Here is a 14049-nt window from a genome sequence, read left to right as displayed (position 1 = left end):
CCATGAAACGCTGGATTCCCTGGATGGCTGCGGCCATCGTTGTCGTGCTGCTCGGTGGTGGCGTGTGGCGGGCCATGGCGGCGCGGCAGGCGCAGCAAAAGGCGTTGGCCGAGGCATCTACCCAGCGCGCCGAGGCACCGCTGCAACTGGCTGCCGATGAGGTGGTCACCGTGCAGTCCTCCCAGCTCTCGTTGGGGGTGCCGGTGTCGGGCTCTTTGCGGGCGGTGGATTCGGCCATGGTGAAGGTCCGTGTGGCGGGAGAGCTGCAGGGCCTGACCTTGCGCGAAGGCGATACCGTCAAGGCGGGCCAGGAAGTGGCACGAATCGACCCCACTGAAGCCCGTGCGCGGCTGCGCCAGGCCCAGCAGCAAGCCGATGCCGCCAAGTCGCAGGTGGACATCAACCAGCGGCAGTACAACAACAACCGCGCGCTGGTGGACCAGGGCTTTATCTCCGCCACCGCGCTGGTCACTTCGCAGGCCAGCCTGGAGGCCGCCCAGTCCAGCTACCAGGCCGCTGTGTCGGCTGCTGACGTGGCGCGCAAGGCGCTGGAGGACACCGTGCTCAAGAGCCCGATCAGCGGCCTGGTCGCGCAGCGCCTTGCCCAGCCGGGCGAGCGGGTGCCTGTGGACGCCCGCATCATTGAAGTGGTGGACCTGTCCCGCCTGGAACTCGAAGCCCTTCTCACCCCCGCCGATTCGCTGGCCGTGCGCGTGGGCCAGAAGGCCCAACTGACGGTGGAAGGCGCTGCAACCCCGGTGAAAGCGACGGTGGTGCGCATCAACCCCAGCGCGCAGGCGGGCAGCCGCACGGTGCCGGTCTATCTGCGGGTAGACCAGCCGTCCCAGAGCGCCAGCCTGCGCCAGGGCCTGTTTGTGCAAGGCCTGCTGACCACCGGCAGCGCCCAGGTGTTGACCGTGCCGCTGGACGCTGTGCGCACCGACAAGCCCGCCCCCTACCTGCAGACCGTCAAGGACGGCCGCGTGGCCTATGCACCGGTGCAGACCGGCGCCCGCGCCGTGGTCAACGGACAGACCCTGGTGGCGGTGGATGGCGTGACCGTGGGCACCACCGTCATTGCGGGCCGCATGGGCTCGCTGCGCGAAGGCACGCCCGTGACCGCAGCGCAGGCCGCTGTCGTGCCCCAGGCCTCTGCGCCTGCGCCCGCGCAAGCTGCCTCGCGCACGACACCCTGAGCGGGCTGACTCGCCATGTGGTTCACCAAAGTCAGCCTCAAAAACCCCGTGTTCGCCACGATGGTGATGCTCGCCATCGTCGTGCTGGGCCTGTTCTCGTACCAGCGTCTCAAGGTCGATCAGTTCCCCAATATCGACTTCCCCGTCGTAGTGGTTACTGTGGACTACCCCGGCGCATCGCCTGAAATCGTCGAGAGCGAGGTCACCAAGAAGATCGAAGAAGGCGTCAACTCGATTGCCGGCATCAACGCCCTCACCTCCCGCAGTTATGAAGGCACGGCAGTCGTCATCATCGAGTTCCAGCTCCACATCGACGGCCGCAAGGCCGCGGAGGACGTACGCGAGAAGGTGGCCACCGTGCGCCCCTTGCTGCGCACCGAGGTCAAGGAGCCACGCGTGCTGCGCTTTGACCCGGCTAGCCGCGCCGTGTGGTCCCTGGCCGTGTTGCCCGACGAAAAATCGGACCGCAGCGCGGTGGAGCTGACCACCTGGGCCGAGCAGATCTTGAAGAAACGCCTGGAGAACGTGCGTGGCGTGGGCGCGGTGAACCTGGTGGGCGCCACCAAGCGCGAGATCAATATCTACCTGAATCCGCAGGCGCTAGAGGCCTTTGGCGTGACGCCCGACCAGGTGGCCAATGCCGTGCGCAACGAGAACCAGGACCTGCCCGTGGGCGCGATCCGGTCGCTGGCGCAGGAACGCGTGGTGCAGATCGACGCGCGCATGGAGCGGCCCGAGGACTTCGGCAAGATCATCGTCGCCCGCAAGAACGGAGCGCCGGTGCGCCTGGACCAGGTCGCCCGCGTGAACGACGGCGCGCAGGAGGTGGAAAGCCTGGCGCTTTACAACGGCCAGCGCACGCTGCTGCTGTCGGTGCAAAAGTCGCAGGGCGAGAACACCATCGAGGTGGTCGATGGCCTGAACGCCGCCGTGGTGGAACTGAAGAACCAACTGCCGCCCGGCGTGCGGCTCGAAACCATTGGCGATAGTGCCCGCCCCATCCGCGTGGCGGTGAACAACGTGCGCCAGACGCTGATCGAGGGGGCCATCCTCACGGTGCTCATCGTGTTTTTGTTCCTGAATTCCTGGCGTTCCACTGTCATCACGGGGCTGACCCTGCCCATCGCGCTGATCGGCACGTTCCTGTTCATGAACATGTTCGGCTTCACCATCAACATGATCACGCTGATGGCATTGAGCCTGTGCGTGGGCCTGCTGATCGACGATGCCATCGTGGTGCGCGAGAACATCGTGCGCCACGTGCAGATGGGCAAAGGTGCCTACGCGGCAGCCATGGACGGCACGCAGGAGATCGGCCTGGCGGTGCTGGCCACCACGCTGTCCATCGTGGCGGTGTTCATGCCCATCGGCTTCATGGGCGGCATCATCGGCAAGTTCTTCCACGAGTTCGGCATCACCATCGTCGCGGCGGTGATGATCTCGATGTTTGTGAGCTTCACGCTCGACCCCATGCTGTCGAGCGTGTGGCACGACCCCAGCATCCATGCGCACGGCCACAAGACGGCGCCCGTCACCTTCTACGACAAGACCATTGGCCGCGTCACCGGCTGGTTTGACCGCGCCACCGATGCGCTGGCCGAGGGCTACCAGCACATCCTGCGCTGGTCGCTGGTGCACAAGCTGGCCACCATGGTGATCGCGCTGGTGGTGTTCGTGTTGAGCGTGGTCATGGTGCCGCTGCTGGGCACCGAGTTCGTGCCCAAGGCCGACTTTTCGGAAACCACGCTGAACTTCTACACCCCTGTGGGTTCGTCGCTCGAAGCCACCGAAGCGAAGGCCAAGCAGGTGGAAGCCATCCTGCGCGAGATGCCCGAGGTGCGCTACACGCTGTCCACCATCAACACCGGCAACGCCCAGGGCAAGATGTACGCCAGCATCTATGTGCGGCTGGTGGACCGCAAGGACCGCAGCCGCAGCGTGGACCAGATGTCGGACGTGCTGCGCGAACGCCTCAAGACCGTGCCCGGCATCACCGTGACCCATGTGGGGCTGCTGGATGCAGTGGGCGGACAGAAGCAGGTGGAGTTCTCGCTGCAGGGGCCTGACCTGCGCGAGCTCGAGCGTCTGACCAAAATCGTTACCGAGAAGATCCGCGGCATCCCGGGCCTGGTGGACCTGGACACCAGTGCCAAGCCCGACAAGCCCGTGATTGCGCTGGATGTGAAGCGCGAAGTGGCGTCGGACCTGGGGCTGTCGGTAGCGCCCATGGCGGCGTCGCTGCGCACGCTGGTGGCAGGCACCACCGTGGGTAACTGGCGCGCACCCGACGACCAGACCTATGACGTGAACGTGCGCCTGGCGCCGGAGGCCCGCACCACCCCGGCCGACCTGGAGCGCCTGCCCTTTGCCCTGGCCGCCGCCGACGGTACCACCCGCATCGTGCGCCTGAACCAGGTCGCCAGCGTCACCGAATCCACCGGCGCCAACCAGATCAACCGGCGCGACCTGACCCGCGAAGTGGCGGTGAACGCCAACGTGTCCCAGCGCTCGGCGGGTGAAGTGTCGAACGACATCAAGAAGGCGCTGGAGACCGTGACCTTCCCGCCCGGCTATCGCTACCAGTTTGGCGGTTCCACCAAGAACATGGCCGAATCGTTTGGCTACGCCATCTCGGCGCTGGCCATGGCCATCATCTTCATCTACATGATCCTGGCCAGCCAGTTCAAGAGCTTCCTGCAGCCGCTGGCGCTCATGACCTCGCTGCCGCTCACGCTGATCGGCGTGGTGCTGGCGCTGCTGATGTTCCGCTCCACGCTGTCGATGTTCTCGATCATCGGGGTGGTGATGCTGATGGGCCTGGTGACCAAGAACGCCATCTTGTTGGTGGACTTTGCGATCCGCGCTCGCGAGGAGCACGTGAACGACCAGGGCCAGACCGTGCCCGGCTTGCCCCGCGCCGAAGCCCTGCTGCTGGCCGCGCGCGTGCGGCTGCGCCCCATCCTCATGACCACGCTGGCCATGATCTTCGGCATGGTGCCCCTGGCGTTTGCGCTGTCCGAAGGCTCGGAACAGCGCGCGCCCATGGGCCAGGCGGTGATTGGCGGCGTGATTACTTCTTCCCTGTTGACCCTGGTGGTGGTGCCGGTGGTGTATTGCTACATGGACGACTTGGCCCAGTGGGCCCTTCGCAAGATGGGACGCGCCCCGGCAGCGCCTAAAATCGAAGGTTTGTCCTGATCGTCCCGATCGGCCTTGCATCTGCCCCACGGAGAAATCCCATGAACCTGCCCCTGAACACGTCCGCCAACATTAGCGACCCCGTCGCCCAGGCCCGCTACAACATGATCGAGCAGCAGATCCGCCCCTGGAACGTGCTCGATGCCGACGTGCTGGACCTGCTGGCCGTGGTGCGCCGCGAAGACTTTGTGCCCCCGGCCTACCGCAGCATGGCCTTCATGGACATTGAAGTCCCGCTGCTGGGCAATGACGCCGAAGAGGCCGTCCGCAAGGGCCACAGCATGCTGCAGCCCCGCGTGGAGGCGCGCATCCTGCAAGACCTGCGGGTTTTGCCCACCGACCGCGTGCTCGAAATCGGCGCAGGCTCGGGCTACATGGCCGCCCTGCTGGCCGCGCGCGCAGAGCGCGTGGTGTCGCTCGAAATCAACGCAGAACTGGCTGAAATGGCCCGTGAGAACCTGCGCGATGCCGGTGTGCAAAACGCCGACGTGCGCCAGGGCGACGGTGCCCGCGACGCCATCCCGGATGGCCCGTTCGACGTGATCGTGCTCAGCGGCTCCGTGGCCGAAGTGCCCAGCCACCTGCTGGCCCTGCTGCGCGACGGTGGCCGCCTGGGCGCCATCGTGGGCAGCGAGCCCGTGATGCGTTTCACCGTTACCCGCCGCACCGGCGACCGCTTTGAGACCACATCGCCGTGGGACACCATCGCGCCGCGCCTGGCGAACTTCCCTGAGCCCTCTGGCTTCACGTTCTGACCCCCTGCCCTTCGGTTGTCTTCGGAGTTTTGCATGATCGATCACGTCCGCCCCGCCCAGCTGTCTGCCTGGTTTGCCTCCGCGCCGGAAGGCAGCCGGCCCCTGGTGCTGGACGTGCGTGAGCCCTGGGAGCTGCAGACCGCCAGTGTGCGCGCCGACGGGTTCGAGCTGGTGGCCATCCCCATGGGCGAGTTGCCCGCGCGCCTGGCTGAGCTGGACCCCGCGCGTCCCATCGCCTGCCTGTGCCACCACGGCGCCCGCAGCCTGCGCGTGGCCTCGTTCTTGCAGCACCACGGGTTCGAGCATCTGGCCAATATCACCGGTGGCATCGACGCCTGGTCGCACGAAAGCGACCCGGCCGTGCCGCGCTACTGATGCCATGGGGTTGGATGGACCGCACTTTTCAGCTTGTGGCCCCATGCTGCCCGCCGTTGCCCGCCCTGATTCGATTCGCAGACTCTTCCGAAGGACCCCCCGATGACACCGTTTAGGCCCCTGTCCCTGTCCATCCTGTCCCTGGCGCTGGGCGCAGCGCTGTTTGCGCCCGCCCAGGCGCAGAGCCTGCTGGAGCTGGTGGAATCCGCCCGTACCTATGACACGGCCTGGCAATCGGCGCGTGCGCAGCTGGATGCCGCGGCCCGCAAGGCCGACCAGGCCCGCGCCGGCCTGCTGCCTTCGGCAGCACTGACCGGGGGCCTTACCCGCTCCAACGTGGAGCTGAGCAAACCCAAGATCGAGAACACCGGTACGGCGCAGACGGTGGGCATCAACGCCTCGCAGCCGCTGTACCGCCCCGCCAACCGCATCACGCTGGAGCAAGGCCAGCGCGGCGTGGACGTGGCCCAGGCGCAGCTGGACGCAGCCACGCAAGACCTGCTGGTGCGGGTGAGCCAAGCCTACTTTGATGTACTGGCGGCGCAAGACACCCTCACCTTTGTGCAGGCCCAAAAGGCCGCCGTGTCCGAGCAACTGGCCGCTGCCAAGCGCAATTTTGAAGTCGGCACCACCACGGTGACCGATTCGCGTGAGGCCCAGGCCCGCTACGACCTGGTGATTGCCCAGGAGATCGCTGCCGAAAACGACCTGCGCGTGAAACGCCTGGCGCTGGACCAGCTGGTCGGCATCACCGGCACCAAGCCCCTGCCCCTGGCCCTGCCCGTGCAACTGCCCAGCGTGGTGCCTGACAACCTCACCACCTGGGTGGACACCGCCCGCGACCAGCAGCCCGGCGTGCGCCAGGCTGCCATTGCCCTGGATATTGCGCGACTGGAAACCAAAAAGGCCGAAACCGGCCACCTGCCCACGGTGGACCTGCAGGCGGGCTACAACGTCACGCGCAACCTGCACGGCACCATCACCTCGCCCGGCGTCACGGCCCGCAGCAATGCCGCCAGCGTGGGCGTGGCGCTGAACCTGCCCCTGTTTGCCGGCTTTGCCGTGCAAAACCGCGTGAAGGAAACCCTGGCCCTCGAAACCAAGGCCGAGGCCGACCTGGAGACCGCCCGCCGCAACGTGGCCCAGGCCACGCGCGCCGCGTTCTACGGCGTGCAGTCCGGCCAGGGCCAGGTGCAGGCCCTGGAAGCGGCCGAAGCCTCCAGCCAGAGCGCGCTGGACGCGAACAAGCTGGGCTACCAGGTGGGTGTGCGGATCAACATCGACGTGCTCAACGCCCAAAGCCAGCTCTATCAGACCAAGCGTGACCTGGCCCAGGCCCGCTACAACGTGCTGCTGGGCGGCCTCAAGCTGCGCCAGGCGGCGGGCACGCTGTCGCAGCAGGACATCGAAGCGGTCAACGCACTGCTGGCCAAGTAATAGGGCCTTGCGCCCCGCGCCGGGGTGCATCCGGTGCGTGAACTGCTGCTGAAGCCTAGTGCAGGCCGCCCTCGGGCTGCACCATCGCCACGATCGCACGCGCTGTGGCCTGCGCAGCCCCTCGGTGCGTGGCGGCAAAGCGGGTAGCCCGCTCGCTGGCTTCTTCGTGCGCGCGGGCATCCCCTGCCAGCGCTGCAGCTTCCGCTGTCCCTTGCGCCAGGTCAGGCACCCGCTGTGCAGCACCTGCCGCGCACGCCAGCTCGGCCGCCTCGGCAAAGTTGAAGGTGTGCGGGCCCAGCACCACGGGGCAACCGCAGGCGGCCGCCTCGATCAGGTTCTGGCCGCCCAGCGGTGCAAAACTCCCACCCAGCAAGGCCACATCGGCCAAGCCGTAATACAGCGCCATTTCGCCGATGGAGTCTCCCAGCCACACGTCAGCCCTCCCGGGCGCTGCGGCCCAGGTGCTGCGGCGCGACACCGACAGGCCTGCGCGCTGCAGCAATTGGTGCACCTCGTCAAACCGCTGCGGGTGGCGCGGCACGATGAGCCATTGCACGGGGGGTAGATCATCGCCAGACACTTCACTATTGATAGCTGCCGAGGCATGATCCACTAGCGCTTGGGGCGATTTTTGTCGTATTTTCTGGATCTGCTCCAGCCACATGGCCTCTTCGCCCTCGCGGCTGCTGGCCAGCAAGACCACGGGGCGGCCGGTGCGGGTGCGCCAGTCGCGGCCCCGCTCCAGCAGTTGTGCGTCGGGCACCACGTCGAACTTGAGGTTGCCCAGCACGCCACGCACCGGCGCACCGATGGCTGCGAGCCGCGTGGCGTCCTCCTGGGTCTGGGCCCAGACGGCCGCGAGCCCTGCGTAGGCGGGTCGCGCCAGGGCCGACAGGCGCTGAGCCTTGCGCAGCGATGTCTCGTTGAAGCGTGCATTCGCCAGCACCAGCGGAATGCGCCGTTGCCGGCAGCCCGCCACCAGGTTCGGCCACACCTCGGTTTCCATCAGGATGCCGATGGCCGGGCGGAACTTGCGCAGAAACCGCCCCACCGCACCCGGCGTGTCCCAGGGCTGCCACACCTGCACGTCACCGGGCAGCAGCAGCTTTTCGCCCTCGGCCCGCCCCGTGGCGGTGCCGTGGGTGAGCAGCAGGCGCATGCCCGGCAGCTGTTCGCGCAATTGAGCCAGCAAGATGGCGGCGGCCCGGGTTTCGCCCAGCGACACCGCATGCACCCACACAAACCGGCCCAGCGGGTCGGTGCTGCTGTGGGGCATCAGGCTGTCGATGGGGGCCGGGTAGCGGCCAAAGCGCTCGCCCACCGCGTGGGCGTACCCTGGCTCGGCCACCGCACGGCGGCGCAGCTTGCGGCGCAGCAGCGGCTGCGCGCTCCAGGTCAGCAGCGAATACAGAGCCCGCGCGACGTTCATGCGGGCACAGACACGCTGAGCACACCACCCGCCCAGCCGCTGTCGCTGCGCGCAGCCCAGACGATGCAGGGCGCGTCATCCGGCGCAGCCACCACACAGCGGCCACCGGGCGCCCAGAAGGCGCTGCGCCCCGCACTCACGTAGCCACCGGACGTGCCGCTGTAGTTGGCCGCGAGTACGGCCATGTCGTGGTCGCGCGCGTAGCCTTCCAGCATGGCCGATTCCGCTGCGTAGGCCTTCTCAGAAATCAGCACGCCCGCTGCATACAGCGCTGCGCCAGCGCCTCGGGCGGCCTGGGCATGCTCGGGGTGGGTGATGTCGGCGCACACGGCCAGTGCCGTGGGCTCGCCCGCCACCAGCTGCACCTGTGCGTCGTCCGAGCCCGCGCTGGCAAATTGTTCTTCGCTGTCGTGCAGATGGCGCTTGCGGTACAGCGCCACGCTGCCATCCGGCCCCAGCAGCCAGGCTCCAATGGCGGGCAGTGTGCCTGGCTCCACCGGTGCTGCCGGAGCACCCACCACCAGCGCCATGCCATGGCTCTGGGCCGCCTGGCGCAACGCTGCCAGCACGGGGTGGTCGGCCGTCAGCACATGGTCGGCCATGAGCGAAGGCTCGTAGCCGATGAGCGACAGCTCCGGGAACTGCAGCAGTTGCACGCCCTGATGGGCAGCGGCCCGCACGAAGGCCAGGTGCGTTTGCAGGTTGCGCTGAAGATCGCCAGGCGCCGACGGCGTCTGGGCGGCGGCGACACACAGGGGGGTGGAGAGCGAAAGCATCGGGCGTGCAGGAGGCAATGTCAGTGGCTGGCCGCGCCCACATGGGCGTCGGGTTTGACCCGGTGCAGCAGAGCCAGCATGGCAGCCTCGATGCGGGCCAGGGCTTCGGGGGTGTGGCCCTCAAAGCGCAGCACCAGCACAGGCGTGGTGTTGCTGGCGCGGATCAGGCCAAAGCCGTCGGGCCAGTCCACGCGCAGGCCATCGATGGTGCTGATGGAGGCGGGGGCGGCAAAGGTTTCGGCCGCGAGGGCCTGCAGTTCGGCCGTCAGGCGGTGCGGTTCACCCTCGGCGCAGGCTACGTTCAGCTCGGGGGTGGAGAAGCTGGTGGGCAGCGCGTTCAGCACGCCGCTGGGGTCGTCACTCCTGCTCAAGATCTCCAGCAGGCGGCAGCCGGCATAGGTGCCGTCGTCAAAGCCGTACCAGCGCTCCTTGAAGAAGATGTGGCCGCTCATCTCGCCGCCCAGGGGAGAGTTTGTCTCCTTCATGCGCGCCTTGATCAGCGAATGGCCGGTCTTGAACATCACCGGCACGCCACCAGCCGCCGCAATCGCGGGTGCAAGACGCTGGGTGCACTTCACGTCGAAGATGATTTCGCCACCCGGCACGCGCGAGAGCACGTCTTGCGCAAACAGCATCATCTGGCGGTCGGGGAAGATGTTGGTGCCGTCTTTGGTGACGATGCCCAGGCGGTCGCCGTCGCCGTCAAAGGCCAAGCCCAGTTCGGCGTCGCTGGTCTTGAGGGCCTCGATCAGGTCGCGCAGGTTTTCGGGCTTGCTGGGGTCGGGATGGTGGTTGGGGAAGTTGCCGTCCACCTCGGAGTACAGCTCGGTCACCTCGCAGCCCAGAGCTCGGAAGATGGCGGGCGCCGAGGCGCCTGCAATGCCGTTGCCGCAGTCCACCACGATCTTGAGGGGGCGGGCCAGCTTCACATCGCCCACAATGCGTTCGCGGTACGCGGGCAGCACATCCACATGGCGCACCGAGCCGCCGGGCACCAGCTGCCAGCTTTCCTGCTCCATGGTGCGGCGCAGGGCCTGGATCTCGTCGCCATAGATGGCGCGGCCGTTTAGCACCATCTTGAAGCCGTTGTAGTCCTTGGGGTTGTGGCTGCCGGTGACCTGGATACCACTGGTGCACAGCGTGCTGGCCGCAAAGTAGAGCAGCGGTGTGGTGACCAGGCCCACGTCGATCACCTCGATGCCCGCCTCCACCAGCCCCTGGATCAGCGCCGCCGACATCGCGGGGCCGGACAGGCGGCCATCCCGCCCCACCGCCACGGTGGTCTGCCCTTCTGCACGGGCTGCCGTGCCAAAGGCCCGGCCCAGGCCCAGGGCCACGTCTTCGTTCAGGGTGGACGGCACGATGCCGCGGATGTCATAGGCTTTGAAGATGGCGGGGGTCGGTTGCACGCAGGGGGGCCTTTCGTGATGGGGTTGAAAAGTCCGCTGCATTGTAGGCGGCGGCCCCGCCGGTATTTGTCAGTCGATGCCGCAGGCGCCAGCCCCACACCCGCCCAAGGCACAGGTCCGAAAACGGCCAGTGGCCTGGCACCAGGCTCCTATGATCTGGCCCATGACCCCCACCCTGCCCTCCAATCCCACCGCCGACCCGGCGGCCGACGAAGGCCGCTACCTGGCGCTGCAGGCGCGCGATGCGCGGTTTGACGGGCATTTTTTCACCGGCGTGACCTCCACCGGCATCTATTGCCGCCCGGTTTGCGCCGTGCGCACGCCCCGACGCGAGAACTGCCAGTTTTTTGCGCTGGCAGCGCAGGCCGAAAGCGCCGGGTTTCGCCCCTGCCTGCGCTGCCGGCCCGAGCTGGCCCCCCAGGCGATGGCGTGGTCGGTGCAAGACGCCAGCGGCATCCTGGTGCAGCAGGCCGTGCGCCTGCTGGATGCCCCCGACCTCTGGCCCACACCGGCCGCCCCCGGCGAGGGCAGCGCCACCGTGGCCCGCCTGGCCGAGCGGCTGGGCGTGAGCGACCGGCACCTGCGCCGCATTTTTGAAGCCGCCCTGGGCGTATCGCCACTGCAATACCTGCAGACGCGGCGACTACTCACGGCCAAGCAGCTGCTCACCGACACCGCGATGCCCGTGACGCAGGTGGCACTGGCCAGTGGGTTTGCCAGCGTGCGGCGGTTCAATGCAGCCTTTGTGGGCCACTATGGCCTCAACCCCACACAACTGCGCCGCCGTGGAGCGGCGCCCGTCCGCGCAGACGGACCTGGAGCCAGCAGCACGCTGCGCCTGGCGTGGCGGCCACCGTTCGATGTGGCAGCGCTGCTGGCGTTTTTTGAGCGGCGCCAGTTCCACGGGGTGGAATGGGTGCTGCCCCAGGAGGCCACCTTGCGCCGCACAGTGCGCCTGCAGCATCCGGCATCGGGCAGCGCAGGCCTCCCTACGGAAACCACCGGCTGGTTCAGCGCCCGCTTTGACCTGGCGCGCCACCAGGTGCTGCTGCAAACCAGCGACAGCCTGTACCCCGTGCTGCCGCTCGTCATCCGCCGCGTGCGTGCCATGCTGGACCTGGACGCCGACCCGGCGGCCATCAACGCCGTGCTGCACCCGTACTTCCCGGACGGCGACGGCCTGCGCGTGCCCGGCGCGTTTGACGGCTTTGAACTGGCCGTGCGCGCTGTGCTGGGCCAGCAGATCACCGTGGCAGCCGCGCGCACGCTGGGCCAGCGGCTGGTGGAGCGGCTGGGCGAGCCCATCGCCACGCCCTGGCCTGAACTGCACCGGCTGTTTCCCACCGCAGCCACCCTGGCCCGCGCCGATGGCGACACGCTGGGCCAGCTGGGCATCGTGCGCCAACGGCAGGCGGCCATTGTGGCGCTGGCCCGCGCGGTGGACAGCGGCGCCCTGGCCCTGCATGCGGGCGCCGACGTGCCCAGCACTACTGCTGCCCTGTGCGCCCTGCCCGGCATTGGCGACTGGACGGCGCAGTACATCGCCATGCGGGTGCTGCGCTGGCCCGACGCCTTTCCGGCCGGTGACGTGGCGCTGCACAAAGCGCTGGGGGTGCAGCAGCACAAAAACCCGGCACGCGCGGCGCAAGAAGCCTCGCAAGCCTGGCGCCCCTGGCGCAGCTATGCGGTGCTGCGCGCCTGGGCCGCCGGCAGCAGCGGTGCCGGCACGCCTGCACCTGCAGACGCCCAGAAACTATTAAAACCATAGCACCTCAGGCAATAGGCACTAGCGCATGGTGCCGATTTCGCCCCAAAACGCACTCATCACTCTCTAGCGACTTCTCAACATGCAGTTTCACCCCCTCACCGTGCAGGCACGGGCCGACACCCAGCTAGGGCCCGTGCGGCTGGCCGCCTCCCCCACCGGCTTGTCGGGCGTATGGTTTGAAGGCCAGCGCCACGAGCCCACCGCCCAACTGCACGGCCCTAGCGCCTGGGCTTTGGTGCTAGGCAATCACCCCGTGCTGCAAGAGGCCGCGCACCAGCTGCAGCAGTACCTGGCCGGAGAGCGCCAGCACTTCGACCTGCCGCTGGATCTGTCGGGCGGCACGGCATTCCAGCAATCCGTGTGGCGCGCGCTGCTGCAGATTGGCCGGGGCCAGACCACCAGCTACGGCGCGCTGGGCCGCCAACTGGGCAACCCCAGCGCCGTGCGGGCCGTGGGCGCGGCGGTAGGCCGCAACCCGCTGAGCGTGGTGGTGCCCTGCCACCGCGTGCTGGGGGCCGATGGCAGCCTGACAGGCTACGCGGGCGGCCTCGATCGCAAGAGGGCTTTGCTGACACTGGAGAATGCACCCCTTTTTGCCGCTGCCGCCCCTCCCATGAAAGCCACTGCATGAATAGCCCCGCCACCCGGCCCGTCTCCACCTGGATCGGTGAATTCATCCTGCTGGCCGCACTGTGGGGCGCGTCGTTCCTGTTCATGCGCCTGGGCGCGTCGGACTTTGGCCCCCTGCCCACCGCTGGCCTGCGGGTGGCGCTGGCCACGGTGTTCCTGTGGCCCATCATGCTGCGCCAGGGCCACTGGCCTGCGCTGCGCCAGCACTGGCGGCCCATCCTGTTTGCGGGGGTCATCAATTCGGCGATTCCGTTCTCGCTGTTTTCCTGGGCGGTGCTGCACATCGCCACGGGCCTGACCTCGATCCTCAACGCCACGGTGCCGCTGTTTGGTGCGCTGATCGCCTGGGTGTGGCTGGGCGACCGCATCAACCGCCTGCGCTGGGTGGGGCTGGCCCTGGGTTTTGTGGGCGTGGCCCTGCTGGCCTGGCGCGCACCTGCCGGCACCGGGTTCAAGACCGACGATGCCCACTGGGCGATTGCGGCCTGCCTGCTGGCGTCGGCGTTCTATGGCGTGTCGGCCAGTTTTGCACGGCGCCACCTGTCGGGCCTGCCGCCGCTGGCCACGGCAGCCGGCAGCCAGCTGGGCGCCGCGCTGGGCCTGGCCTTGCCCACGCTGTGGCTGTGGCCGGCGCAGATGCCCGGTGTACGCGCCTGGGCGGCCATTCTGGCCATTGCCGTGCTGTGCACCGGCATTGCCTACATCCTGTACTTCCGCCTGATCGAGCACGCTGGCCCCAGCCGGGCGCTGGCCGTCACGTTCATCACCCCCGTGTTTGCCGTGCTGTATGGCACGCTGTTCCTGGGCGAGAGCATCACGCCATGGATGGTGGGCTGCGCGCTGGTGATCGTGTGTGGCACCTTGTTGTCAACCGGACTTATCAGGACACTGCGTCCCGCCCGGGCCGCCTCAGAACAGGCCTAAACTTGACACATGGTTTTTTTATCGGGTGCACGCTTTCTGAGGAAAGCCCCATGCGACACGGGTCGCGAAATGCCCCCGCTCCTCCCGCAGGGTCGCCCGCCCGTCGTTAGCGCCCCTGCAGCCCCCTTCAAGGCGTGTTCGCGGCACCAGGC

The 14049-nt window shown here is 67.9% G+C and carries 11 protein-coding genes; 8 read left to right on the top strand and 3 right to left on the bottom strand.

Translation table 11 applies throughout. The features are described from left to right. The first annotated feature begins 2 nt into the window (after positions 1–2). From DNK89_RS01675 to DNK89_RS01655, 5 genes are all read left to right on the top strand, one after another. Positions 3–1196: an efflux RND transporter periplasmic adaptor subunit gene (locus tag DNK89_RS01675; protein ID WP_110958644.1), complete on the top strand. Its 1194-nt coding sequence runs from the start codon at positions 3–5 to the stop codon at positions 1194–1196. Between the two features lie 15 nt (positions 1197–1211). After that, on the top strand, positions 1212–4394 hold the full coding sequence (locus DNK89_RS01670) for an efflux RND transporter permease subunit (RefSeq protein WP_110958643.1): 3183 nt from the start codon (positions 1212–1214) through the stop codon (positions 4392–4394). A 41-nt stretch (positions 4395–4435) separates the two neighbouring features. After that, complete coding sequence (locus tag DNK89_RS01665) at positions 4436–5149, top strand: protein-L-isoaspartate O-methyltransferase (protein ID WP_110958642.1); 714 nt, start codon at positions 4436–4438, stop codon at positions 5147–5149. A gap of 33 nt (positions 5150–5182) precedes the next feature. After that, entirely contained in the window at positions 5183–5524 is a 342-nt protein-coding gene (locus tag DNK89_RS01660; RefSeq protein ID WP_015014056.1) for a rhodanese-like domain-containing protein, read from the top strand. A 102-nt stretch (positions 5525–5626) separates the two neighbouring features. Further along, a complete protein-coding gene (locus tag DNK89_RS01655) occupies positions 5627–6961 on the top strand; it encodes a TolC family outer membrane protein (RefSeq protein ID WP_110958641.1) in 1335 nt (444 codons plus the stop codon). Between the two features lie 55 nt (positions 6962–7016). Here the strand turns inward: DNK89_RS01655 and DNK89_RS01650 are convergent, their stop codons facing one another. From DNK89_RS01650 to DNK89_RS01640, 3 genes are read right to left on the bottom strand one after another with little or no spacing between them, the layout of a single operon-like run. Further along, positions 7017–8390, bottom strand: coding sequence for a 3-deoxy-D-manno-octulosonic acid transferase (locus tag DNK89_RS01650; RefSeq protein WP_110958640.1), 1374 nt, complete (start codon positions 8388–8390; stop codon positions 7017–7019). Next, complete coding sequence (locus DNK89_RS01645; RefSeq protein ID WP_110958639.1) at positions 8387–9166, bottom strand: carbon-nitrogen hydrolase family protein; 780 nt, start codon at positions 9164–9166, stop codon at positions 8387–8389. The genes DNK89_RS01650 and DNK89_RS01645 overlap by 4 nt, the downstream gene beginning before the upstream one ends. Before the next feature lie 20 nt (positions 9167–9186). After that, entirely contained in the window at positions 9187–10575 is a 1389-nt protein-coding gene (locus tag DNK89_RS01640) for a phosphomannomutase/phosphoglucomutase (protein ID WP_110958638.1), read from the bottom strand. 163 nt (positions 10576–10738) lie between these two features. Here DNK89_RS01640 and DNK89_RS01635 point away from each other — a divergent pair, with 163 nt between their 5' ends. The 3 genes from DNK89_RS01635 to DNK89_RS01625 all read left to right on the top strand — a co-directional run bounded on the left by DNK89_RS01635 (position 10739) and on the right by DNK89_RS01625 (position 13897). Then, positions 10739–12343 carry a DNA-3-methyladenine glycosylase 2 family protein gene (locus DNK89_RS01635; RefSeq protein ID WP_110959147.1) on the top strand — a complete coding sequence of 535 codons (1605 nt, stop codon included), beginning with the start codon at positions 10739–10741 and terminating at the stop codon, positions 12341–12343. 79 nt (positions 12344–12422) lie between these two features. After that, on the top strand, positions 12423–12974 hold the full coding sequence (locus DNK89_RS01630) for a methylated-DNA--[protein]-cysteine S-methyltransferase (RefSeq protein WP_110958637.1): 552 nt from the start codon (positions 12423–12425) through the stop codon (positions 12972–12974). Then, positions 12971–13897, top strand: coding sequence for a DMT family transporter (locus tag DNK89_RS01625; RefSeq protein ID WP_110958636.1), 927 nt, complete (start codon positions 12971–12973; stop codon positions 13895–13897). The genes DNK89_RS01630 and DNK89_RS01625 overlap by 4 nt, the downstream gene beginning before the upstream one ends. Positions 13898–14049: the final 152 nt, after the last annotated feature.

Source organism: Acidovorax sp. ST3, from assembly GCF_003231145.1.
In the GTDB taxonomy this organism is placed as follows: Bacteria; Pseudomonadota; Gammaproteobacteria; order Burkholderiales; family Burkholderiaceae_C; genus Acidovorax.
This window is presented reverse-complemented; position numbering and strand designations above follow the sequence as displayed.

Coding starts and splice junctions, on each gene's coding strand:
- DNK89_RS01675 (WP_110958644.1), top strand. CDS start 3: ATGAAACGCTGGATTCCCTGGATGGCTGCGGCCATCGTTGTCGTGCTG.
- DNK89_RS01670 (WP_110958643.1), top strand. CDS start 1,212: ATGTGGTTCACCAAAGTCAGCCTCAAAAACCCCGTGTTCGCCACGATG.
- DNK89_RS01665 (WP_110958642.1), top strand. CDS start 4,436: ATGAACCTGCCCCTGAACACGTCCGCCAACATTAGCGACCCCGTCGCC.
- DNK89_RS01660 (WP_015014056.1), top strand. CDS start 5,183: ATGATCGATCACGTCCGCCCCGCCCAGCTGTCTGCCTGGTTTGCCTCC.
- DNK89_RS01655 (WP_110958641.1), top strand. CDS start 5,627: ATGACACCGTTTAGGCCCCTGTCCCTGTCCATCCTGTCCCTGGCGCTG.
- DNK89_RS01650 (WP_110958640.1), bottom strand. CDS start 8,390: ATGAACGTCGCGCGGGCTCTGTATTCGCTGCTGACCTGGAGCGCGCAG.
- DNK89_RS01645 (WP_110958639.1), bottom strand. CDS start 9,166: ATGCTTTCGCTCTCCACCCCCCTGTGTGTCGCCGCCGCCCAGACGCCG.
- DNK89_RS01635 (WP_110959147.1), top strand. CDS start 10,739: ATGACCCCCACCCTGCCCTCCAATCCCACCGCCGACCCGGCGGCCGAC.
- DNK89_RS01630 (WP_110958637.1), top strand. CDS start 12,423: ATGCAGTTTCACCCCCTCACCGTGCAGGCACGGGCCGACACCCAGCTA.
- DNK89_RS01625 (WP_110958636.1), top strand. CDS start 12,971: ATGAATAGCCCCGCCACCCGGCCCGTCTCCACCTGGATCGGTGAATTC.